24 protein-coding genes are annotated in these 23,871 nt (G+C 45.5%); 4 read left to right on the top strand and 20 right to left on the bottom strand.

All coding sequences use genetic code 11. The features are described 5' to 3' along the window. Positions 1 to 132: 132 nt before the first annotated feature. Both NXS07_RS00510 and cspE read left to right on the top strand, forming a co-directional pair. Positions 133 to 618 (top strand): methylated-DNA--[protein]-cysteine S-methyltransferase, encoded by a 486-nt coding sequence (locus NXS07_RS00510; RefSeq protein WP_038192339.1) that lies wholly within the window; start codon positions 133 to 135, stop codon positions 616 to 618. A gap of 185 nt (positions 619 to 803) precedes the next feature. After that, positions 804 to 1,013: a transcription antiterminator/RNA stability regulator CspE gene (gene cspE, locus NXS07_RS00505; protein ID WP_012989594.1), complete on the top strand. Its 210-nt coding sequence runs from the start codon at positions 804 to 806 to the stop codon at positions 1,011 to 1,013. Between the two features lie 69 nt (positions 1,014 to 1,082). Here the strand turns inward: cspE and crcB are convergent, their stop codons facing one another. The 3 genes from crcB to lipB all read right to left on the bottom strand — a co-directional run bounded on the left by crcB (position 1,083) and on the right by lipB (position 3,203). Continuing rightward, positions 1,083 to 1,457 (bottom strand): fluoride efflux transporter CrcB, encoded by a 375-nt coding sequence (gene crcB, locus NXS07_RS00500; RefSeq protein ID WP_038217513.1) that lies wholly within the window; start codon positions 1,455 to 1,457, stop codon positions 1,083 to 1,085. A 15-nt stretch (positions 1,458 to 1,472) separates the two neighbouring features. Continuing rightward, entirely contained in the window at positions 1,473 to 2,438 is a 966-nt protein-coding gene (gene lipA / locus NXS07_RS00495; RefSeq protein WP_038201249.1) for a lipoyl synthase, read from the bottom strand. Between the two features lie 117 nt (positions 2,439 to 2,555). Continuing rightward, positions 2,556 to 3,203: a lipoyl(octanoyl) transferase LipB gene (gene lipB, locus NXS07_RS00490; RefSeq protein WP_038192353.1), complete on the bottom strand. Its 648-nt coding sequence runs from the start codon at positions 3,201 to 3,203 to the stop codon at positions 2,556 to 2,558. A gap of 170 nt (positions 3,204 to 3,373) precedes the next feature. Here lipB and NXS07_RS00485 point away from each other — a divergent pair, with 170 nt between their 5' ends. Both NXS07_RS00485 and NXS07_RS00480 read left to right on the top strand, forming a co-directional pair. Further along, positions 3,374 to 4,834 carry a TrkH family potassium uptake protein gene (locus NXS07_RS00485; RefSeq protein ID WP_038217515.1) on the top strand — a complete coding sequence of 487 codons (1,461 nt, stop codon included), beginning with the start codon at positions 3,374 to 3,376 and terminating at the stop codon, positions 4,832 to 4,834. A gap of 130 nt (positions 4,835 to 4,964) precedes the next feature. Continuing rightward, positions 4,965 to 5,891 carry a siderophore-interacting protein gene (locus NXS07_RS00480; RefSeq protein ID WP_258085965.1) on the top strand — a complete coding sequence of 309 codons (927 nt, stop codon included), beginning with the start codon at positions 4,965 to 4,967 and terminating at the stop codon, positions 5,889 to 5,891. Positions 5,892 to 5,978: 87 nt separating this feature from the next. On the opposite strand, the gene ybeD is transcribed toward NXS07_RS00480, so the two are convergent. The 17 genes from ybeD to corC form a co-directional block, all read right to left on the bottom strand. Then, positions 5,979 to 6,242: a DUF493 family protein YbeD gene (gene ybeD / locus NXS07_RS00475; protein WP_038180156.1), complete on the bottom strand. Its 264-nt coding sequence runs from the start codon at positions 6,240 to 6,242 to the stop codon at positions 5,979 to 5,981. Positions 6,243 to 6,351: 109 nt separating this feature from the next. Beyond that, positions 6,352 to 7,560 carry a D-alanyl-D-alanine carboxypeptidase DacA gene (dacA, locus tag NXS07_RS00470; RefSeq protein WP_038222330.1) on the bottom strand — a complete coding sequence of 403 codons (1,209 nt, stop codon included), beginning with the start codon at positions 7,558 to 7,560 and terminating at the stop codon, positions 6,352 to 6,354. 182 nt (positions 7,561 to 7,742) lie between these two features. Further along, complete coding sequence (gene rlpA, locus NXS07_RS00465; RefSeq protein WP_258085964.1) at positions 7,743 to 8,786, bottom strand: endolytic peptidoglycan transglycosylase RlpA; 1,044 nt, start codon at positions 8,784 to 8,786, stop codon at positions 7,743 to 7,745. A 12-nt stretch (positions 8,787 to 8,798) separates the two neighbouring features. Continuing rightward, positions 8,799 to 9,911, bottom strand: a complete 1,113-nt coding sequence (gene mrdB / locus NXS07_RS00460; RefSeq protein WP_038180146.1) for a peptidoglycan glycosyltransferase MrdB — start codon at positions 9,909 to 9,911, stop codon at positions 8,799 to 8,801. An 8-nt stretch (positions 9,912 to 9,919) separates the two neighbouring features. Then, the gene (gene mrdA / locus NXS07_RS00455; protein ID WP_038201235.1) at positions 9,920 to 11,815 is read right to left on the bottom strand and encodes a peptidoglycan DD-transpeptidase MrdA; all 1,896 of its coding nucleotides are present in this window, start codon (positions 11,813 to 11,815) and stop codon (positions 9,920 to 9,922) included. A 36-nt stretch (positions 11,816 to 11,851) separates the two neighbouring features. Next, positions 11,852 to 12,322, bottom strand: coding sequence for a 23S rRNA (pseudouridine(1915)-N(3))-methyltransferase RlmH (rlmH, locus tag NXS07_RS00450; RefSeq protein WP_038180140.1), 471 nt, complete (start codon positions 12,320 to 12,322; stop codon positions 11,852 to 11,854). 2 nt (positions 12,323 to 12,324) lie between these two features. Next, positions 12,325 to 12,651 (bottom strand): ribosome silencing factor, encoded by a 327-nt coding sequence (gene rsfS, locus NXS07_RS00445; RefSeq protein WP_080717446.1) that lies wholly within the window; start codon positions 12,649 to 12,651, stop codon positions 12,325 to 12,327. A 95-nt stretch (positions 12,652 to 12,746) separates the two neighbouring features. Then, entirely contained in the window at positions 12,747 to 13,427 is a 681-nt protein-coding gene (nadD, locus tag NXS07_RS00440) for a nicotinate-nucleotide adenylyltransferase (protein ID WP_046337303.1), read from the bottom strand. Continuing rightward, positions 13,411 to 14,451 (bottom strand): DNA polymerase III subunit delta, encoded by a 1,041-nt coding sequence (gene holA, locus NXS07_RS00435; RefSeq protein ID WP_038222334.1) that lies wholly within the window; start codon positions 14,449 to 14,451, stop codon positions 13,411 to 13,413. The genes nadD and holA overlap by 17 nt, the downstream gene beginning before the upstream one ends. Then, on the bottom strand, positions 14,448 to 14,993 hold the full coding sequence (gene lptE / locus NXS07_RS00430) for an LPS assembly lipoprotein LptE (protein ID WP_038180207.1): 546 nt from the start codon (positions 14,991 to 14,993) through the stop codon (positions 14,448 to 14,450). The genes holA and lptE overlap by 4 nt, the downstream gene beginning before the upstream one ends. Positions 14,994 to 15,025: 32 nt before the next feature. Then, a complete protein-coding gene (leuS, locus tag NXS07_RS00425) occupies positions 15,026 to 17,608 on the bottom strand; it encodes a leucine--tRNA ligase (protein WP_038201229.1) in 2,583 nt (860 codons plus the stop codon). Positions 17,609 to 17,806: 198 nt separating this feature from the next. Next, entirely contained in the window at positions 17,807 to 18,532 is a 726-nt protein-coding gene (locus tag NXS07_RS00420) for an amino acid ABC transporter ATP-binding protein (RefSeq protein ID WP_038196079.1), read from the bottom strand. Beyond that, positions 18,532 to 19,206: a glutamate/aspartate ABC transporter permease GltK gene (gene gltK, locus NXS07_RS00415; protein ID WP_038180119.1), complete on the bottom strand. Its 675-nt coding sequence runs from the start codon at positions 19,204 to 19,206 to the stop codon at positions 18,532 to 18,534. Before gltK ends, NXS07_RS00420 begins: the two co-directional genes overlap by 1 nt. 4 nt (positions 19,207 to 19,210) lie before the next feature. Next, entirely contained in the window at positions 19,211 to 19,951 is a 741-nt protein-coding gene (locus NXS07_RS00410; protein WP_038201223.1) for an amino acid ABC transporter permease, read from the bottom strand. Between the two features lie 154 nt (positions 19,952 to 20,105). After that, positions 20,106 to 20,999, bottom strand: a complete 894-nt coding sequence (locus tag NXS07_RS00405) for an amino acid ABC transporter substrate-binding protein (RefSeq protein WP_258085971.1) — start codon at positions 20,997 to 20,999, stop codon at positions 20,106 to 20,108. A 430-nt stretch (positions 21,000 to 21,429) separates the two neighbouring features. Further along, the gene (lnt, locus tag NXS07_RS00400) at positions 21,430 to 22,962 is read right to left on the bottom strand and encodes an apolipoprotein N-acyltransferase (RefSeq protein WP_038217531.1); all 1,533 of its coding nucleotides are present in this window, start codon (positions 22,960 to 22,962) and stop codon (positions 21,430 to 21,432) included. A gap of 10 nt (positions 22,963 to 22,972) precedes the next feature. Continuing rightward, the gene (corC, locus tag NXS07_RS00395) at positions 22,973 to 23,851 is read right to left on the bottom strand and encodes a CNNM family magnesium/cobalt transport protein CorC (protein WP_038196074.1); all 879 of its coding nucleotides are present in this window, start codon (positions 23,849 to 23,851) and stop codon (positions 22,973 to 22,975) included. Between the last annotated feature and the right edge of the window lie 20 nt (positions 23,852 to 23,871).

Raw genomic sequence — 23,871 nt, 5'->3', positions numbered from 1 at the left:
TATTGTCAGAGGGCGGGATGGTTTCTTTATCAAATTGTCAGATGTGTAACTGAATTCATCATTGCAAATTGATGAAGGAGAGATTTAGGCTAGTATAGAAATTATTAACAATAAATTAAATGGAGGTAGTTTATGTATCATCATTACCTGAATACTCCAGAAGGTTTTCCTAAACCTTATGTACATATCACTGCAGATGATGAAGGAGTCACTAGCATCTACTTTGTTAATGAAAAGAAAGAATTAGAATCTAAAAACACGATTACTAAGCAGTGTGTAAAAGAGTTACAGGAATATTTCAAAGGAAAACGACATACATTCACGGTTCCTTTGAGCATGAAGGGAACAGAATTCCAGAAGCGAGTCTGGCAGCAGCTCTGCAACATCCCTTTTGGCGACATGTGGAGTTATAAACAATTGGCATTGACTCTGGGGTCCGTTAATTATTGCCGTGCTGTAGGAATGGCAAACTCACGTAATCCCATTTCCCTGATTGTACCCTGCCATCGAGTGATTGGGCATGATGGTAAGTTAGTCGGCTATACTGGTGGGCTGGATATCAAAGTATGGTTGCTGGAACATGAAAAGAATAAAAAAATTAAAGCTAAACAGAGTTGAACAAAATACTAGTTTATTTATGAAATTACTACTAAAGTATAAAATAACTTTATGAAATAAAACAAAACGTGCGTTTTTCACATTTTGTTATATATTTCGTGATCTACGTTACAGACAGTAGACTATATTATTGTTGTACTGTATGTGACACAGAGTTTGTGTCTTATTTATTAAAGGTAAGTTTGATGTCAAAAATTAAAGGTAACGTTAAGTGGTTTAATGAATCTAAAGGATTCGGTTTTATCACTCCAGAAGATGGTAGCAAAGATGTTTTTGTACACTTTTCCGCCATTCAGTCTAACGGTTTCAAAACTTTGGCTGAAGGTCAAAGAGTCGAGTTTGAAATCACTGAGGGTGCGAAAGGTCCATCTGCTGCAAACGTTGTCCCAATCTAATTTCTATCCCCGTATTTTGAAAACCCGTTTACTACAACGGGTTTTTTATGTTTTTAAACACAACTTGATTTAGAACCTATTCATCAGAGCAAAAGCAAACGTTGTCATCAATAATGAGCCCACTAGGTTTGCCAGAATACTGCTCAATGCCCAGCCGATTTTTCCAGCCTGTAACAAATAAACAACTTCAACAGAAAAGGTGGAAAAGGTTGTCAACCCACCACAGAAACCCGTGGTTAGCATCAATTTCCAAACTGGATCAAGGTGTGTGGCCTTATTAAAATAAGCCAATCCCAACCCAATGATAAATGCCCCAACGCAGTTAGCCGTCAGCGTACCAACGGCAAGAGGAGTAGAGGCATTATTCAGGCGGAAGCTAATTAACCAGCGCAATACACTGCCCAAGCCACCACCTATAAATACAGCAAAAATAATATTTATCATGATGGTGGCGGTAGGTTATTTGACTTCCATACCTTTGGCCTGCATATCAGCATGGTAAGAAGAGCGGACAAATGGACCACAGGCAGCGTGGGTAAAGCCCATCTCCAGTGCGGCTTCTTTCATCTCGTCAAATTCAGCAGGGCTGACATAACGCTGGACTGGCAGGTGATGGCGGCTTGGCTGTAAATATTGGCCTAATGTCAGCATGGTGACGCCATGACGACGTAAATCACGCATCACTTCTAAAATTTCTTTGTTGGTCTCGCCCAATCCCACCATCAAACCTGACTTGGTTGGGATATTTGGATGAGTTTCCTTGAATTTTTCCAGTAGCTTCAACGACCACTCGTAGTTAGCTCCTGGGCGAACCTGACGATATACCCGTGGTACGTTTTCCAGATTGTGGTTAAATACATCAGGTGGTGTCGCTGTCAGAATTTCCAGCGCACGATCCATGCGGCCACGGAAATCAGGTACTAGTGTTTCGATCTTAATTGATGGGTTTTTTTCGCGAATGGCAGAGATACAGTCGGCAAAATGCTGTGCGCCGCCATCACGCAGATCATCACGGTCAACAGAGGTGATCACGACATAACGCAGAGCCATATCTTGAATGGTTTGCGCGAGCTTGGTGGGCTCATTGGTATCTGGTGCAGTCGGGCGACCATGTGCCACGTCACAGAATGGGCAGCGACGGGTACAAATCGCACCAAGGATCATAAAGGTGGCTGTTCCGTGGTTAAAGCACTCGGCCAGGTTAGGGCAGGAGGCTTCTTCACAGACGGAATGCAAACCATTTTTGCGCATTGCCGCTTTGATGCCCTGAATGCGGCTGGAATCCGCAGGAAGTTTGATTTTCATCCACTCAGGTTTACGCAAGAGTGCTTCACGTTCTGTGGCCACTGTTTTTACAGGGATCAGAGCCATTTTATCTGCGTCGCGATATTTGACACCGCGTTCCATCTGAATTGGTTTACTCATAATCGTGCCGGTTCCAGTTATATTCTTCAGATTTTGATTTATTGTCTAATCCCTATGTCAGAGCCATCAGATCAATAAATCCATTCAATTTTTTTTGAAAAATGTTAAAAAATTATATCATCTTTCATTGATTAGTTGAAATCCCAAGATCCGGCAGAATTTTTCCACCAGAACAGGTTGTACATCTTCAACCGTTACCTCTGCTGCGAGGTGACTGAGTTGAGTCATCTGCATTCCCGCATAACCACATGGATTAATGCGTAAAAATGGCTGTAAGTCCATTGCAATATTCAGTGCCAGACCGTGGAAAGAGCATCCTTTACGGATACGCAGCCCAAGTGAACATATTTTGTTGTTCTGGACATAGACACCCGGCGCATCTGGACGGGCATGCGCTTCTACACCAAAATAAGCCAAGGTTTCGATTACGGTATTCTCGATTGCGGTCACCAACTGGCGCACACCAATTTTTGCCCGCTTTAAATCGACTAAGACATACATGACCTGTTGCCCAGGGCCATGATAGGTTACTTGACCGCCCCTGTCGGATTGAATGACGGGAATCTCACCTGGCGTAAGCACATGCTCGGCTTTACCTGCCTGACCTTGCGTAAACACTTTTTCGTGCTGGACGAGCCAAATTTCATCGGATGTTTCCGCAGTACGCTGCTCAGTAAACTGGTGCATAGCATCAGAAACTGGCCCGTAAGGCTGGATACCCAGCTGGCGTAAAATAACGGTGTTATGTTGCAATGGGAACTTCATCATTCGTTAACAAAAATTACCCGCCAGTATAACGTCCTAAAAGGATTCCCACCAGTTTGAGAATGCTTTAATGCAATAATATTGTTAATTAGACGAATATATTTAAATTTTATATTATGATGGTTATATATTTCGATGATTTCTCCTTTAATCTCTGTTTGAGCTAACAGATGGTCAGAAAAAACCAACTCCTGATTGTGGGGCATCTTTGTAGTTTTCTGGTGCTCCTTTACAGCCTCTCTATGTTGCTGCCTATTTTTGTTGCACTATTTTATAAAGAAAAAAGTGTGTTTGCCTTTTTTGAGACGTTGCTCATTGGATTGAGTGTCGGAAGCGTTGGTTGGTATTTTACTCGCAAAACCAAGGCACAACCCAGTACCCAAGATGGATTTCTTATCATCGTGTTGTTCTGGCTGCTCTTTTCGCTGCTCAGTGCTTTGCCTTTCGTTCTTGATAAAAGCCTGAATATCAACCTTGTGGATGCGGTGTTTGAAGGTGTGTCGGGTATCACAACGACAGGAGCAACGGTACTGAATGATGTGTCTGAATTACCCAAGTCTATTCTCTATTATCGTGCACAGCTTAATTTTATTGGTGGATTGGGAGTTATCGTGCTGGCTGTTGCGATTCTGCCATTGCTCGGTATTGGTGGGGTAAAACTCTATCAATCAGAAATGCCTGGCCCTTTTAAAGAAGAGCGCTTGACCCCTCGCCTTGCCGACAGTGCTAAAAGTCTATGGCTGGTTTATCTGCTGTTGGGGGCTCTATGTTCGGTGAGTTTTAAAGTAGCGGGAATGTCGTGGTTTGATGCCGTTTGCCATGGAATTTCGACCGTTTCTTTAGGTGGATTTTCGACCCGCAATGAAAGCCTTGGTTATTATGACAGTGCAGCTATTGAAATGGTGGGGGGCATTTTCTCGGTATTGGCGGCAGTCAACTTTACGCTCTATTTTGTTGCACTGACACGCAGAAGCCTAAAACCACTGTTGAAAAATGCCGAACTGAAATTTTTTCTGCTGGTGCTGGCGGCGGTAGTTTGCATTATCTGGTTGGAGTTATATCGCTCGGGTATGTATGGTGTGAAGGAAGCTTTCGTTCATGGTTTTTTCATGACCAGTTCCATGATGACCGATAATGGCTTGGCGACTTCAGATTATGCCCAATGGCCTTCCCACACGATATTGATGCTGTTGGCAGTCAGTTTCTTTGGGGGCTGTGTGGGATCGACATGTGGCGGTATTAAGGCACTCCGTTTCCTGATCCTGGCAAAGCAGAGTATCAGCGAAATTAATCAGCTTGTTCATCCGAATGCCATTTCAACGATTAAAGTTGGCCAGTCTTCGGTTCATGAAAGGGTACTGCGCTCTGTCTGGGGGTTTTTCTTTTTGTATGTCTTTTTCAGTTGTTTCTTTATCTGGGCATTGAATCTGTTGGGTTATGATTTAGTGACCTCGTTTGCTACCGTTGCTGCCTGTATCAATAATATGGGAGTCGGTTATGGCGCAACCGCGCAAGGTTTCGGTGATCTTGATGCTGTCGCGAAATGGATGATGTGTGCGGCCATGTTATTGGGGCGTCTTGAAATTTATCCGATCCTGATCCTCTGTTCGAAGGCATTCTGGCGTTTTTGAGGTGGCAGTGAACACGAGCTGGTTGTGTTCTCTACATCATTAATGATATTGATTTAAGATATTCCTTGAAGTATGTTGACTAATATTTTATCAATAAAGAGATAACAAGCCTTTTTGTTAATATAATATTATGTCTTCAACCTACTCTATTTTTACTCTGTTCTTAAAAGAACGAATCTTGGTATCACCATCCATATTACGCTGTGTTTTCCAAGGGCCTGACGTACACAGGATGCGAAGATATGCACCTGATCAGCGTATTAAGTTACTATTTCCTGTTCAAAATAACCCTGCACTAAAGTTAGAGGGTGGGGAAGAATGGCGTCGTGATTACATGGCGATACCTAAAGAGCAGCGTCCATTGATGCGAACTTACACATTGAGAGCGTTACGAATTGAAAAGCACGAAATGGATGTTGAGTTTGTTCTGCACGGAAAAAATAGTCCGGTATCCAATTGGTTATCCCATGCAAACTTGGGGGATACACTCCAAATTGTTGCTCCGATGGCAGGTTTGGATGGCTGTATGGAAAATAGCGGGGGAGGGTGTGAATGGAATCCTCCTGAGCACATGTGTCAGACACTCCTGATCGCCGATGAGACTGCCTTGCCAGCCGCTTTGGGTATCCTCGAACAATTAGCTCAGCGTGATAACCCACCTTATGTTCAGGCATTCTTTGAAGTTCCTGAGCAAGGGGATTGTGTCAATGTAGAGCATTTCACATTTGCTGATGTGTTCTGGTTGCCCCGAGATACTGAAGGAAAGTATCAGTATGGTAAACGGCTGATAGAGGAAGTCCCCCAGCACGTCACTATTCCAGAATCAGCGTTTATCAAAGAACAAGCTCTGGATGAGAAGACCACATCAGAGGGTGAATTATGGGAAAGGGCGACAAGTGAAAATAATGAGACTCGTTTTTACGGTTGGATTGCAGCAGAATCCTCTGTGGTAAAGAAACTGCGCCAGTATTTGCTTCAGGAACGTCATTTAGATCGTTCATTAATCAATTTCATGGCGTATTGGTCGAAATCTTCATCCAAGGATGATCACGCATGATTTGATGAATTTCACCATGAATCGCGGCTTTTAAAATGCCCCGACTGGGGCATTAAATACTTAATCAATCACGTTGTGGCTGTTTAATCACAGAACCACTCGCACCAGCTCCAGATTACCTAACTCTTCATACAGCGTTTCAACCTGTTCAATATGTGTGGCATTGATGGTGATGGAAACCGAGTGGTAATTGCCTTTGCTGCTTGGTTTCACAACTGGGGAGTAATCGCCCGGCGCATGGCGCTGAACCACTTCAATAACTTGATCCACCAGCTCAGGTCGAGCTAAACCCATCACTTTGTAAGTGAATGAGCAGGGGAACTCAAGCAGTTCATTTAATTTTGTTTTCATGGGCACTCCTAGTTTACTTGCCACGGCAACGTGGTAGTTTTTGCCGTGGCGTGATTATTTTCTAACAATTAGTGACTAATATAAGGTTCAATGCTTACCTTTCAAGGGATCAACCAAACCAATGATGGAACATCAATTTGATGTAATCGATCATACGGCTGAAGAAACCCCCTTCTTTGATTTCCTGCATCACGACCAATGGACGTTGTTCAATGGTTTTACCATCAAGCTGGAAGTTGATAGTACCGACGACTTGATCTTTGGCGAGTGGGGCATGTAGTTCGGTATTGTTCAATACGTAGCTGGCTTTCAGATCTTTCAGGCGGCCACGGGGAATAGTCAGGTAAACATTTTTATCGACGCCCAATTGTACCTTATCAGCATCACCAAACCAGACTGGTTCTGAGGCAAATTCTTTACCCACCTGCAATGGTGAGACCGTTTCGAAGAAGCGGAAGCCCCAAGTCAGCAGTTTTTTGCTGTCGGTTTCACGGCCTTTGAATGTTGGGCTGCCCATGACGACAGAAATTAGGCGCATATTACTTTCGGTGGCGGAAGAAACAAGGTTATAACCGGCGCCACTGGTGTGGCCGGTTTTGATGCCATCCACATTCAGGCTTTTATCCCATAGCAGCCCGTTACGATTGGGTTGATGGATATTGTTGTAAGTAAATTCTTTCTCTTTATAGATTGCATACTCATCCGGTACATCACGGATCAGAGCCTGACCAATCAGTGCCATATCATGGGCAGAACTGTACTGACCTGCTGCATCTAGGCCATGGACAGTCTCAAAGTGTGTGTTTTGCAACCCTAGATTCTGCACATACTTATTCATCAGGTTGACGAACGCATCTTGACTGCCTGCCACATAGTCAGCCATTGCGACACAGGCATCATTACCGGATTGCAGGTTGATACCACGGGATAGCATGGCAACAGAAACTTGATCGCCGGGTTTCAAAAACATCAGTGAGGAGCCTTTAAACACCGGATTGCCCGTTGCCCAAGCATCCTTACCGACGGTAACAGTGTCATTTGGACCGATTTTCCCTGATTTGATGGCTTGACCAATCACATAGCTGGTCATCATCTTCGTCAAACTGGCGGGATCACGTCGGATATCCGAATTTTTTTCTGCCAATATCTTGCCTGAATTGTAATCAATCAGAATATAGGCTTCTGCATCGGTTTGGGGAACGCCGGGGATCATGGTTTTGAAATTATCATCCGTGTTGGCGAATGCAGAAGCGCTGGCAGCCAGAGCGATGCTTAAAGTGGCATTTTTAATAAAACGGGAAGTAACTATGTATTTCATGATTGATTAGGTAGCATCCGTGAGAAAGGGATTGATAATAAGCGACATAATAACAAATGACAAAAAAGCTGACATTAAACAAAATTGAGTGAGTTGAAGGTTTACACTTTTTTACCCGGTTGTTTTTTTACCCACCTGCTGATATTGACGGAATTGTCGAATATCAGCAGATGATTGGCTAGTCAGGGGGCAACAATAAAGGAGGATTGATGCATCTGGTCAGTCAATTTCTTTTGCAGTTCCGTTGCTTGCTGGCGGCTGAGAGGCCCCAGTTGAACGCGATGGACATTGCCAAATTGCATAATACGACCTTGTACATTAAAGCGCTGGCTTAATGATTGTTGCCACTCTTTGGCTTTCTGTTCAGAACTGATGGCACCAACTTGTACCATGAAACCGCCCGTTGATGTGGCAGCAGGCTCAGGTGTCACGGGGGAAGTCGCAACAGGTTTAGTCTGTGGCTGCAATATCCATTTTGTCTCTGATTGCTTTGGTGCAGATGGTGTTCCCACGGGCGGTGAAGTGAGAAACGGATTTTCTGTATTCCCAGACAGATTCTGATCAACAGCAGGTTGCCCCACAGTATTTTGCTCTGCGATATTTTGTTCAGATGGGCTGCTCATCATGGCTGGTGCGCCAATATTGGGCCTGTCAGGTAAAGCATAGCTTTGTTTGACGATAGTCGCGCCTTCTGTCCCCAAGCCAGAAACTGATCCATCAGGTGCAACTTGAATTCCATCCAGTTTGACTCTGCTTTGTGGCATCAGATTCAGGCGTTCCGCCGCCGCCCGCGATAATTCAATGATTTTGCCCGGCTTATTGTAAGGGCCACGGTCATTAATTCTGACAATCATCATGCGCCCGTTGCTCAAATTAGTGACCCGGACATAGCTTGGAATAGGTAATGTGGGGTGCGCAGCCGCTAAAGCATAAGGACTGGCTCGTTCACCAATTGCTGTCAGTTTTCCATTCGCTTCTTCACCGAACCCACTGGCATAACCCGTCTGGGTGAAGTTAGCTGAGTCCTGCACGATGCGATAGGATTGCCCATCCCTTTGATAGTCTTGGTTGGCACTTGGGTGATAAGGCTCATATTGAGGTTCTGCACCCAATACCTCACGGGTTGGAACAGGAGGAATGGAGGAGTCCTCTCTTTTATTACCTGTTGTTGTACAGCCTGATATCAGTACAGCCACGATGCCGAGTATAAGCCATTGTTGACGCATGAAACCTCTTCCTTATAAGCTTTTGGACAATAACTTGCGATGCGTATGTATTGACATAATAATGCCGAATCCTGCCATTAAGACAATTAATGCCGAGCCGCCATAGCTAATCAGCGGCAGGGGAACGCCGACTACAGGCAGGATACCGCTCACCATGCCGATATTTACGAAGACATAGACAAATAGAATTAGTATTAAACCACCCACCATCACCCGACCAAAAGTATTTTGTGCTCTGGCGGCAATAACCAAACCACGTATGATGAGCAGCAGATAGAGAGCCAGCAAGACAAGAACACCCACCAGCCCCAGCTCTTCAGAGAGAACAGCGAAAATGAAATCCGTATGGCGTTCAGGTAGAAATTCCAATTGCGACTGTGTTCCTTGCAACCAGCCTTTGCCAAATTCCCCTCCTGAGCCAATGGCGATTTTGGACTGGATGATGTGATAGCCTTTACCCAGTGGATCACTTTCAGGATCCAGCAGCATCATGACTCTGGCACGTTGGTAGTCATGCATCAAAAAGAACCATAATATTGGAAGAAAACAGGCAATCAGTAAAATGGCAATGGTGATTAACCGCCAGTTCATTCCTGCCAGAAACAGAATGAATACACCAGAGGCGGCAATCAGGATAGAGGTTCCCAAGTCTGGCTGTGCGGCGACCAGTAGGGTAGGCAAGAATGTCAGAATCAGTGCAATCCCCGTATTTTTCAATGAGGGAGGGCAAAGATCACGGTTCATGAAACGAGCAACCATCAAAGGAACGGCAATTTTAGCAATTTCCGATGGCTGGAAGCGCACAATGCCCAGATCCAGCCAGCGTTGCGCACCCTTACTTATTTGCCCAAAAACATCAACAAGGATTAGCAGGAACACGCATCCAATATAAAGATAAGGTGCCCAGTTCTCGTATATGCGTGGCGGGACTTGAGCCAAGACGATCATGACTATCAGCCCCATGATAACCTGTCCGGCTTTACGCTCCATCATGTCAACGTCTTGTCCACTGGCGCTCCACATAATGAAAAGACTGTAGACTAACAATGCCAGAATGCACAGTAGCAGTGGGATATCGATATGTACTCTGGTCCAGAAAGGAACCTTTTTCTGAGAGTCTGTCATGGCGTTACTCAATTAGCTTGTGTTCCGGTTACGGCCTGAGCCGCAACGGGAGTGATGCGCTCGCTATCCTTGATTAAAATATGATCCAGAATTTGACGAATTATCGTCCCAACCGCGGGTCCTGAGCCGCCGTTTTCCAGAATAATAGAAATGGCAACCGTTGGGCTGTCATAGGGCGCGAAGGCTATCATTAGTTTGTGATCACGCAGATGTTCTGCCAGTTTGCTTGCATTATAGGTTTCATAGCTGAATACCTGTGCGGTGCCTGATTTTACGGCTGCTTTGTAGGGTGCACCGGCAAAGAACCTGCGTGCGGTGCCGTTTGGGGCATTGGCGACACCGTACATGCCATCTTTGGCAATTTCCCAGTAGCCGGAATGGATATCACCAATCGAATGATTTACAGGAGGTTGGTAAGGATGCATTTCGCCATTCACGCGAGTACCCAGCAAGAAATGTGGCGTTTTTACTTCGCCATCATTGATTAATATCATCAGAGCCTTCACCATCTGCATAGGGGTGGCTGTCCAGTATCCCTGACCGATGCCGACAGAAATGGTGTCACCTTGATACCACGGTTTTTTATAGCGTTTCACTTTCCATTCTCGGGTTGGCATGTTGCCGGGAGTTTCCTCCCTCAAATCAATACCTGTAAATTGACCATAACCAAACCTTGACATCCATTCGGAAAGCCTATCGATCCCCATATCATAGGACAATTGATAGAAAAAAGTATCTGCCGATTCAACGATAGATTTATGCACATTCAGTTTACCGTGTCCCCAGCGTTTCCAGTCACGATAACGTTTTTCTGAGCCGGGTAGCTGCCACCAGCCGGGATCGAATATCGTGGTATTCTTCGTGATGATATCGCTACTCAGTGCCGCAGCAGCAATAAAAGGTTTAACCGTTGATGCCGGTGGGTAAGCCCCTTGGGTTGCACGGTTAATTAGCGGACGGTTAGGGTCGTTGAGCAGATTTTTATAATCCTTACTGGAAATCCCATCCACAAACAGGTTGGGGTCATAGCTTGGGTTCGATACCATTGCCAACACTTCACCAGTACGAGGATCAGTGACCACGACAGCAGCACGGCTGGTTGTCAGAATTTGTTCAATATAGTTTTGCAGATTCAAATCTATCGACAGATAAATATCTTTACCTGCCTGTGGGGGTTGTTCATGTAACTGGCGGATCACCCTGCCACGGTTGTTGACTTCAACTTCTTCATAGCCGGGTTTGCCATGCAGAGTTGATTCATAATAACGCTCAATGCCCAGCTTACCGATATCATGGGTAGCTGCATAGTCAGCAAGAATACCCTCTTTCTCAAGCCGTTCTACGTCCTTGTCATTGATTTTGGCGACATAACCAATCACGTGGGTGAGAGCGGAACCAAAAGGATACTCGCGACGCTGATAGCCCTTGATTTCCAGCCCTGGAAAACGATATTGGTTGACGGAAAACCGAGCAACCTGTACTTGGTTCAGGGATGTTTTCAAAGGAACGGAGGTAAAACGACGTGCGCGTTGACGTTCTTTCTTGAAGTTTTCTATATCTTCATCGGTCAGGTCAACTATGGAGCGCAACTCATCCAGCGTTTTGTCAAGATTATCGATTTTCTGTGGAATGATTTCTAATTGGTAAATAGTGCGGTTAGTCGCTAATGGTGTTCCATTACGGTCATAAATAATACCCCGACTTGGGGCAATGGGAACGAGCTTAATGCGGTTCCCATTTGAGCGGGTCTGGTAATCTTCGTGGCGAATGATCTGGAGATTATAAAGATTGGCAATCAGAATCCCCGTTAAAATGATAATGCCAATGAACGCCACGAGTGCGCGGCGCATAAAAAGGGCTGATTCAGCCGTATGATCGCGAAAAGGGGTTCGTTTATTCTTCATCCCATTGCCAGAATTCACGGTGATAGATTACCCAATTTATTCCCGATGGTAAGGGTGATTAGTCGTGATACTCCACGCCCGATAAAGGCTTTCAGCAACCAGAACCCGTACCAGAGGGTGTGGCAGCGTCAGTGGAGAAAGTGACCAACTTTGTTCTGCGGCAGCTTTGCAGGCCGGAGCCAGACCTTCTGGGCCACCAATAAGCAAACTGACATTTCTGCCGTCCTGTTTCCAGCGTTCTAGCTGTTGTGCTAACTGTGGGGTATCCCAACGAGATCCGGGAATATCCAGTGTCACAATGCGATTGCCTTTGCCGACAGCCGACAGCATTTGTTCGCCTTCTTTTTCAAGAATACGTTTGATGTCAGCATTTTTACCTCGTTTCCCTGCAGGGACTTCAATCAGCTCAAAAGGCATATCCTTGGGAAAACGGTGCAAATAATCGATAAAGCCGGTCTGAACCCAGTCCGGCATTTTTGTTCCTACAGCGACCAATTGTAACTTCAAACTCAACTCCAGAGTTTTTCCAGTTCGTACATGCGACGGCTGTCTTCCTGCATGACATGTATCATTATTTCGCCGAGGTCAACGACTATCCAGTCTGAGATGCCCTGCCCTTCGACACCCAGCGGCATAAATCCGGCTTTGCGGCAGTCATCAACCAGATTGTCTGCCACTGACATCAGATGACGGGTTGATGTGCCTGTGCAGATAACCATGCAGTCGGTAATACTGGATTTTCCACGAACATCTATAGAAACAATATCCTGTGCTTTGGAATCTTCAAGTTTATCAATAACAAATTTTTGTAGTTCTGTGCCTTGCAAAAGGATCACCTTAATTTCATCAAATTGGTTGAATAATGCAGAATAATAGCATGCCAATCTCTGTAAAAGTAAGCGACTCAGCGGCAAATCACAGTATGTTTTCGTTATTGTCGATATAGCCCCCGTGAATCGACATAATTTTGTATCGCTGGAGGCAGTAAATCATCACAGCTCAGCCCTTGCTGATGGCGTTGACGAATATCAGTTGCGGAGATGTTTAATAACGGAGTAGCGGCCAGATAAATACAACCGTGTGGCTTTTGTCTCAATGATATCGGAGTGTCAATTTTGTGCTGTTCAAGCCATTTTTGCATATCTGAGGTTGAAAGTTGGCTTTGATAACCCGGACGTGAGCAGACCAGAAGGTGGCAGATACCCAGTAATTCTTCCCATTTATACCATGTATGGATAGATTGCAGTGAATCCTGTCCGATGATGAATGCCAGTGGCCGTTGCTCGCCGACTTCTTGACGAAAGGATTTCAGCGTTTCTATCGTATAAGAGGGCGTCTGACGTTCCAGTTCACGGGTATCGACGGTAAAAAGCGGGTTGTCCTGTACGGCCAGACGAACCATCTCCAACCGTTGACTGGCGGTTGCTTCAGGTTGTGGACGATGTGGTGGAACATGGTTTGGCAGTAAAATGACCTGCTTTAGCCCTACCTGTTTCGCTAATGCCTCCACAGGGCGCAAGTGACCATAATGAATGGGATCGAATGTGCCACCAAACAGTGCTTGAATAATCGGGGAGCTCGGGTCTATTGTTGAATCAGTGGAATGAAGCATTCAAGAAGCTCTCTGGTAATGTTTTTCCGCATAACAGCATGGAAAGTGTTTCCAGGTCAGCCCAAATCGATTGGCCATAATCCTGTTTGACGCACAGTTCCATCTGGGTCAGCAAATGTATGGCTGATTGCAGATCTTGCTGTGACAAGCGCTGTAATGCGGTTGTCAGCAGTGATCGACGGTTTTGCCAGACTTTGTGCTGATCAAACAGTGTCTTCAAAGGGGTCGTCTTATCCTGACGTTTGAGGATTAACAGCAGCATTAGCTCTCGTTGTATGGTGCGAAGCAGGATGATCGCTTCAGTATCTTCTTGTCGAAGTTGTTTCAGTATATGCCACGCCCGTTTGATTTTGCCTGCCAGCAGGGCATCAACCCAGTGATAGGGGGCAAAATGTGCCGCATCGTTGACAGCTTCTTCGACACGGGGAAGCGTCAGCCGATTATCGGGATGGAGCAGAGAAAGGCGTTCCAGTGCCTGAGCCAGTGCCAATAAATTTCCCTCATAGCAATAGCATAGTAGTTGGTTAGCTTCATCTTCCAGTGATAGCCCCATGCTTCTGGCACGTTGTGCCACCCATTGAGGAAGACGGTTTTGTTCAGGTGTCAGACAACTGATGTACACACCATTTTGCCCAAGTGTTTTGAACCACGGACTGTTTTCCTGCGCCTTGGTGAGTTTATGCCCACGTAATATCAATAAGATATCTGCGTGCAGCAATCCAGACAGCTTGGTTAGCCGTTCTACCATTGCCGCATTTGGGCCATTTTCCGGAAGTAGCAGGGTAAGTGACTGGCGAGAGGAAAACAGGCTGAGTGACTGGCACAGACTGAATATTTCTTCCCATTCAGTATGGTTATCCAAAGAAAAGGTGAAATGCTCCAGAAAACCATGCTGTTCAGCCACTCTGCGGATGCTGTCCTGACTTTCCTGCAACAGCAACGGCTCGTTGCCCCATAGCAGGTAATTGTTTCGCAGCCCGTCATTGAGCTGCGAAAGGAGTTGTTCAGGATAGAGTCGGATCATTGCTTTTGTGCAGTCGCTGCTTGCTGTTTTTCTTCAGTTTTCAAGAGTTCTGCACTGTGAACGGTCAGCAACTGGCGCATAAGCTGGTGGGCTGCTTGCTCGCGCATTTCCTGCTGAATCAGTTCATTTTCCGCATCCTTTGCCAGTGCTTCCAGCGGGTTATCGAAGAAAGAACGATCAACCCTTGCCCGCAATGGATAGATACCGCCATTCGGCATGAGCACTTGAGCATCAACGTACAGTACTAATTGACGTTCCGCCGCTTTACCATCCTGAAATACAGAAGCGGTTTCTTTGTGCTCATTAGAACCCAAGAGTTTCAGGATCGGTACTGAGGCATCGCCACGTTCAACAATCTTGACGTCGTTCAGGCGAAGTTGCTGGCGTACTGCTCTGGCCAGAGGCCCGTAGGGATCACCTGAACTTAATTGTAATGTTTGAAGTTCTTTTGGTACCTGTGTTGTGCCACGAAGATGAAAACCACAGCCAGCGGTGACCAGCACCGCTAACCCCAGAAACAACGTGAAAATACCATGCCGCACACTATTTCCTACCAAAATATGGACTCCTGTTATCAGCCGACGACCAGATTCAGCAATTTGCCTGGAACATAGATGACTTTACGAATACTGACGCCTTCAAGGTATTTCGCAACGCTGTACTCTTTTTCCGCCATCTCTTGGACATACTCTTTTGTCGCATCTGCGGGTACGGTAATGCGACCACGAACTTTACCGTTAATCTGGATGATGACCAGCTTGGTATCATCCACCATTGCCTGCTCATCAGCCTGTGGCCATGCAGCTGTGTCAATGTCGCTTTCATTACCAAGTTCTTTCCACATCACGAAACAAGCGTGTGGCGTGATAGGGGAAAGCATACGTACAACCGCAGTCAGTGCTTCCTGCATTAAAGCGCGATCTTGCTCGGTTTCCTGTGGGACACGAGTCAGTTTGTTCATCAGTTCCATGATAGCCGCAACTGCGGTATTGAATGCTTGACGACGGCCGATATCATCGGTGACTTTCGCAAGGGTTTTATGTAAGTCACGACGCAAATCTTTCTGTTCAGTCGTCAGGCTGGCGATATCCAGCGGCTGGGTTGTACCTTTGCTGCTGTGTTCATACACCAGGCGCCAGACACGTTTCAGGAAGCGGTTAGCGCCTTCTACGCCAGATTCCTGCCATTCCAGTGTTAGTTCTGGTGGTGCAGCGAACATCATGAACAAGCGAACGGTATCAGCGCCGTATTTATCGACCATAATTTGTGGATCGATACCGTTATTCTTGGATTTAGACATTTTGCTCATGCCAGTATAGACCAGCTCATGACCGTCTTGATCCACCGACTTCACGATGCGGCCTTTATCATCACGCTCAACAATCGCGTCAGCTGGGGATACCCAGACTTTTTCGCCGCTGTTGCCGGTGTAATAGAACGCATCTGCCAGAACCATACCTTGGCACAGCAGGCGTTTGGCTGGTTCGTCAGAATTGACCATCCCAGAATCACGCATCAGCTTGTGGAAGAAACGGAAGTACATCAAGTGCATGATGGCGTGTTCAATACCACCGATGTATTGATCCACTGGCAGCCAATAGTTAGCGGCGGCCGGATCGAGCATACCTTTGTCATAATCTGGGCAGGTATAGCGTGCGTAGTACCATGATGATTCCATGAAAGTATCGAAAGTATCGGTTTCACGCAGCGCTGGTTGACCATTGATGGTCGTTTTGGCCCACTCAGGATCTGCTTTGATTGGGCTGGTGATGCCATTCATCACAACATCTTCTGGCAGGATAACGGGCAGTTGATCTTCTGGAACAGGAACGACAGTACCATCTTCCAGTGTCGCCATTGGAATTGGCGCCCCCCAATAACGTTGACGGGAAACACCCCAGTCACGCAGACGATAGTTAACCTTACGGTTGCCAGCACCCATCTCGACCAGTTTATCTGCGATAGCATTGAAGCCTTCTTCATTGCTCAGTCCACTGAATTCACCGGAATTAACCAGTGCATTTTTATCAGTAGCTGCGCCTTCCTGAACAGTTGGCACATTGCCGTCGTTGTCCAGAATGACGGTTTTCATTGGCAGGCTGTACTTGGTTGCAAATTCCCAGTCGCGCTGATCATGGGCTGGGACTGCCATCACTGCGCCTGTACCGTATTCCATCAGAACAAAGTTAGCGACCCAGATGGCAATTTTTTCGTTGGTCAATGGATGAATTGCGAACATGCCTGTTGGCACACCTTTTTTCTCCATAGTGGCCATATCAGCTTCGGCAACTTTGGTATTACGGCATTCGTTGATGAACTCAGCCAGTTCAGGATTATTTTCCGCTGCCTGTTTTGCCAGAGGATGACCAGCCGCAACAGCAACATAGGTCGTTCCCATGAATGTATCTGGGCGAGTCGTATAAACCGTCAATGTTTCCTGACTGTCAGCCACATTAAAGGTGATTTCGACACCTTCTGAACGACCAATCCAGTTACGCTGCATAGTTTTGACCTGCTCTGGCCAATCTTCCAGCTTATCCAAATCGTTCAGCAGTTCTTCAGCGTAATCAGTGATTTTGATGAACCACTGAGGGATCTCTTTGCGTTCAACTTGGCTATCACAGCGCCAGCAGCAGCCGTCAATAACCTGTTCGTTAGCCAGAACGGTCAGGTCATGTGGACACCAGTTGACGGCAGAGGTTTTTTTATAAACCAGACCTTTCTCGTACAGTTTGGTAAAGAACCATTGTTCCCAGCGGTAGTATTCTGGCGTACAGGTTGTGACTTCACGATCCCAGTCATAACCGAATCCCAGAGTTTTCAGCTGGGCTTTCATGTATTCAATATTGGAATAGGTCCATGGAGCAGGTGCGGTATTATTTTTGACCGCAGCGCCCTCTGCTGGCAGACCGAATGCATCCCAACCGATAGGTTGCAGGACGTTTTTGCCAAGCATACGCTGATAACGGGAAATCACATCACCAATGGTGTAGTTACGGACGTGGCCCATATGTAGTCGGCCAGAAGGATAAGGTAGCATGGACAGACAATAGTATTTTTCTTTGTTGCTGTCTTCTGTCACTTTAAAAGTTTGCTTCTCTTGCCAGTGAAGCTGTACTTGTCGCTCTATGTCTTCTGGACGATATTGTTCTTGCATGGCACCGATAATCCTATGGTGAGTAATAAAGCTGCGCCTGTAACGCGCATAGTTTGTTTATGAAATCTTAGACCTCATAGCATAGCTGATAAGGGATAGGGGCAACAACACTTGTTAAAGTGAGATCGCTGAAATTTACCTATTTTCGAAGCAGATTAAGGTCGGCGGAAGTCGTGTTATCCGCCGACAGGGAGAAAATCAGTGTAGAATTTTCGCCAGAAAATCACGGGCGCGTTCTGATTTAGGGTTGGCAAAGAAATCTTCTTTTTTGCTGTCTTCGACAATTTTTCCTTCATCCATGAAAATGACGCGATGAGCCACTTTTTTGGCAAATCCCATTTCATGGGTCACAACCATCATGGTCATGCCTTCATTAGCCAGCTTAACCATGACATCCAGTACTTCATTGATCATTTCAGGATCAAGCGCTGATGTGGGTTCATCAAACAGCATGGCGATGGGGTCCATACAGAGTGCACGGGCAATGGCGACACGCTGTTGCTGACCACCAGAAAGCTGGGAAGGAAACTTATCAGCATGACTGGTCAACCCGACTCGTTCCAAGAGTTTCAACGCTTTTTCGGTAGCGGCTTTTTTATCGCGTTTCAAAACTTTAACCTGAGCCAGTGTCAGGTTCTCAATGATTGACAGATGGGGAAACAGCTCAAAGTGCTGGAACACCATGCCAACCTTAGAACGCAATTGAGCCAGGTTGGTGCTTTTATCATTAACTGGCGTGTTGTTTACCCGAATTTCACCCTGCTGGACAGGTTCAAGGCCATTAACCGTTTTTATTAGTGTGGATTTACCGGAACCCGAGGGGCCACAGACCACGACTACTTCGCCTTTTTTGACTTCAGTCGAGCAGTCAGCCAGAACCTGAAATTGGCCATACCATTTGGATACATTTTTCAGGGAAATCATCAAACAGTCCTTTTTTTCAAATAGTTAACCAGCATGGAAGCGGCAAAACTAATCACAAAATAAACAACGCCGGCAAACAGAATCATTTCAATCTGAGTACCGTCACGCTCACCTATATTCGTTGCTGTACGGAAAAAATCAGCCAGACTCAGTACATATACTAGCGATGTATCTTGAAATAATACAATGCCTTGCGTTAACAGTAATGGGATCATTGCGCGGAATGCTTGTGGCAGGATAATCAGACGCATACTTTGCATGTGGGTCATACCCAGCGCCAGCGCAGCAGATGACTGCCCCCGGGAAATACTCTGAATACCTGCCCGAATGATTTCGGAGTAGTAGGCCGCTTCAAATAGCGAGAACGCTACCATTGCAGAAATTAAACGGATATCGGTTTTTGGTGATATGCCTAGAACATTTTGTAATAAGTTCGGCACAATTAAGTAGAACCACAGCAATACCATCACCAGTGGAACTGAGCGAAAGAGGTTGACATACAGGGTGGCAAACCAGCTCAGTATTTTGATAGAAGATAGGCGCATCATTGCCAGCAAGGTTCCCCAAGCAATGCCAATGATAATGGCTATCACGGTAATTTTGGCGGTTATCACCAATCCATTCAGCAGAAATGGCAAGCTGGGAATAATGGAACTCCAGTCAAACTGATACATTTTTCTATCTTCCTCCCAGATTGCCTGGCAAGCGCACTTTTTTCTCAAGCAGAGTCATGGCAAGCATGATCACCAGATTGATGCCAACGTAAGCTAGCGTGATCGCCGTAAATGATTCATAAGCATGTGCTGAATAATCGAGTAATTTGCCTGCCTGTGCTGCCATGTCCACCAGCCCGATGGTGGAGGCAATAGCAGAGTTTTTCACCAGATTGAGCATCTCTGAGGTCATCGGAGGAATAATGATACGATAGGCGTTTGGCAGCAGGACATAACGGTAGGTTTGTGGCAGAGTCAGGCCCATGGCCTGTCCTGCGGCTTTTTGCCCCCGTGGCAGTGACTGGATGGCAGCTCGAACCTGCTCGCAGATACGGGCGGCAGTGAATAGCCCCAGACAGATTACCGAGGAAATAAAAAATTGAATATTGGGATCCAGTTCCATCTTGAACCAATTACTCAAATTTTTGGGCAGGAATTCTGGTACCACCAGATACCATATAAAAAACTGGACGATCAAAGGAACGTTGCGGAATAGCTCAACATAACAAGCGCCTAGCGTTGCTAGAAATTTGTTCGGAACGGTGCGGAGGATACCGAACAACGATCCAACAACGAGCGCAATAACCCAAGCGCAGACGGAAAGTGCAATCGTCACCTGAAACCCAGAAATAATCCACCCCAAATAGGTGGTATTACCAAAAGGGGCAGCTTGTAGAAAGATGCCCCAATTCCAATCAACAGACATAATCGTGCTCCCTGAAATGGGGTTGGCTGTCACGCCTAAGATGTTCTATTAGTGGTAAATCATTGACTCAAAAGAACAGGCTAAAAAAATGAGGTAGGGAACGACTACCTCACCCCCATCGTGCCAATAAAATCGAGTGTTTTTAGTTAATTCCTTAATTTAACGCCTTATCATTTGGTGATTTAAATAAGGTCTTCATCTCATCTGACATGGAGAAGTTCATATTCAGTTTTTTAGGTGGAATCGGTTGTTTAAACCAGAGATCAAAGAGTTTTTCTGCTTCACCGGAGGTCTGTACTTTCACAATCGTGCCATCAATCAATTTCTTGAATTGAGGATCATCTTTGCGCAGCATACAGCCATAAGCTTCTTCTGATTGTGGTTTACCAACAATGATCCACTGATCAGGTTTTTTCGCTTTTGCGCGTTCACCCGCCAGCAATGCATCATCTATCATGAAAGCGACAGCACGGCCTGATTCCAGAGTACGGAATGAATCACCGTGGTCTTTGGCACTGATTATGCGCATCTGCATTTGCTTCTCGTCATTGAGTTTGTTCAGCAGAATTTCAGATGTTGTACCAGAAGTAACGACAACATGTTTCCCGGCCAGATCGTCAAACCCTTTTATTCCTGAATCTTTATTGGTCAGCAGACGAGTACCGACGACAAAGATAGTGTTGGAGAATGCAGCTTGTTTTTGGCGCTCAAGGTTATTGGTGGTAGAGCCACACTCAAAATCATAAGTGCCGTTTTGCAGCAACGGAATGCGGTTTTGGGAGGTAATCGGGATTAGTTTGACTTGTAGGTTGGGCATATCCAACTTTTTCTTGACGGCATCAACAATCAAGTTGGAATAATCTTGAGCATAGCCGACAACGTTTTGTTGATTATCATAATAAGAAAATGGAACAGAAGATTCTCTGTGTCCAACAACGATAATCCCATTGTCTTTGATTTTTTTCAGTGTTCCAGTTAATTCCTCAGCATGGGCAGCTCCTACCGCGCTAAGCAACATCATGGTTAACATCAACTTACGCATATACAGCTCCTTTATCGGGTTATTCTTTGAAGATTGGGTTTGCTTGCAGATAGTGGCGTTTACATTTTTGTAGAAACGATTTCCTGAATCTTTTTGTTTATATGCTGTAAAAAAGTAATTCATAATGTTAGTTTTTTGAAACCATAATGTTTCTATTTCGCGACCTGCCTCGCACTATAAATAAACAATTTTACTTATGTACGATTAAAGAGAAAATAATTTTGAACTCTGTTCACAGTTTGTGTTTTTTAGGTCAATATATTTATTTTTGATTTTAGTTAAGAATAATATAAAGTGTATTTGGTTAATCGTATGGTAAAAATAATGAATTATGCGACTTGGTTGGAGTTTTCTGTGGAGCGAACGAGTCATAGAGAAGATCAGGGTATAAATAATATACCCTGATCTTTTATTGAGGGATCTACTGAATAGGAAATTAAGTTCGGCGGCGGTTGCTGCTTATCAATCCGAAACCAATGAACAGCAGTGCTAATCCCCATATCGGCCAATAACCAAAGCGAAAATAAGGGGTGCTGCCACTAGCTGGAGTAACCTTAGCTTCCAACACTTGACGGGTAAACTGTGGAAGCTTGGCTTGTATTGAGCCATCTGGCCTGATAACCGCAGTAATACCGTTATTTGTTCCTCTAAGCAATGGGCGTCCCAATTCAAGAGAGCGCATTCGTGCCATTTGGAAATGTTGCCACGGGCCAATAGAACGCCCAAACCAGGCATCATTAGAAATTGTCAGCAAAAATTCAGTATCGGGCTTGAAATTATCACGTACTTGCTCGCCCAAAATAATTTCATAGCAGATTGCAGCAGTTATGTTATGCCCTGCTACAGAAAGCTGTGGCTGTATATAATCACCACGATTGAAGGAAGACATTGGCAAATTGAAGAAGGGGGCCAATGGGCGCAATATTGATTCCAGCGGAACAAATTCACCGAACGGAACGAGATGATGTTTATCATAGCGGATCGATGCCGGATATCGGTAAGGGGTTTTATCTCCCAACACGATAATACTGTTATAGAATTTATAGCCTTCCAATGTGGGACGAGCATCAGGAATTCCGGTAATCAGTCTGGTATTACGCTGTCTTAGCAAAGAATCCAGTTCGGTCAGGAAACTACCTTGGGTGATTTCGTAAGCAGTAATGGCAGATTCCGGCCAGATGATGATGGGTATTTTACCGATGAAAGGACGGCTATTATTCAGATAGATGTCCAGCGTATTTTCCAGTTCTGAGGGATTCCATTTTATGACTTGGGGAATATTGCCCTGAACCAGTGCGATATCGGCAGACTTATCCGGCAGTAGGGTATACCACTGATAATACCTCATTGGCCACGGCAGCAGCAGCAGAATAACCGCGGCGATAGCCAGTGAAAGTTTTTTCCGGATAGTGGCAAGTACCAGCAGACCACTGATCATTAGTATCAGGAAGGTGATGCCTTCCACCCCCAGAATAGGGGCAATAGCTTTCATTGGGCCATCGATCTGGCTGTAGCCAAATTGCAGCCATGGAAACCCAGTTAATACCCAACCACGCAGAAATTCAGTCAATTGCCATAGTGCTGGACTGACAACGACCAGCCTGATCCCGTTGGCGGCCGGAAAAAAACGGTTGAGCAGGCCAGCAAACAGAGTGGGATAAAGAGCGAGATAGGCAGATAGCAGGATAACCAGAAAGATATTGACGACAGTGGGCATGCCGCCAAAATTCGCGATGCTGACATAAACCCAGTTTGTACCACTGCCAAATAAGCCAAATCCCCAGCAGAAACCAATAAAGAGAGACTGTCGAGTGGTTCTGTTGAGTGTCAGAATTTGCAGGCCGAAAAGAGACAGGAATGCAGCAGGCCAGAAACCAAAAGGTGAAAAAGCCAGTGTTCCACTGGCTCCTAAGAAAAGTGCCAGCAAGGCGCGCAGCCGCTGGCAACTCAGTAATGAGGCTTTGTTCATCCAGATCCTATTATTGTTTATCAAGGCCAGGAACGTCAGCATCATCCGGTATTTTGACATGAACCTGAATGATTTTCCGGCTATCTGCCATTGCTACTTTGAAAAGATAACCGTTTATGTCGATAGATTCACCCCGGGAAGGTAGATGACCAAATGCCTGCATCACTAGCCCACCGATGGTATCAACTTCTTCATCGCTGAAATTGGTGCCGAAAACATCGTTGAAATCTTCGATTTGAGCCAATGCCCGTACTGAATAAGTATGGCGGCTTAAGGCACGAATATCGTTATCTTCATCATCGTCGTATTCGTCTTCTATTTCGCCCACAATCAGTTCAAGAATGTCCTCTATCGTGACCAGACCGGAAACACCACCGAATTCATCGATTACAATTGCCATATGGTAACGCTGGGAGCGGAACTCTTTCAGCAGGCGGTCAACACGTTTACTCTCTGGCACCACAATAGCCTGACGTAGCACTTTATCAATGCTGAAAGGCTCTGCATTCGTGCGCATGAATGGCAGAAGATCTTTTGCCATCAAAATGCCTTCGATGTGATCTTTGTCTTCGCTGATTACAGGGTAGCGTGAGTGAGCCGAATCGATAATTACATCCAGACATTCGTCCAAAGGTTGATTTCGTTTTAAGGTAACGATTTGTGAGCGAGGGATCATAATGTCACGCACGCGTTGGTCAGCAATATCCATTACCCCTTCGAGCATCTCTCGAGTATCGGGATCGATCAGATCGTTCTGTTCAGAATCACGGATCAGTTCAACCAAATCATGACGGTTTTTCGGTTCACCGTGAAAAAGTTGATTAAGAAGCGCAAGAAAGCCTTTCTTAGGGCCAGGGCTATCGTTATTTGAAGGATGGTCGTCGCTCATGGCGTTTGAATGAAAATTCC

The organism is Xenorhabdus bovienii (assembly GCF_024721015.1).
GTDB classification, from domain to species: domain Bacteria; phylum Pseudomonadota; class Gammaproteobacteria; order Enterobacterales; family Enterobacteriaceae; genus Xenorhabdus; species Xenorhabdus bovienii.
Note: the sequence above shows the minus strand (reverse complement) of the source record. Positions and strands in the feature narration are given on the sequence as shown.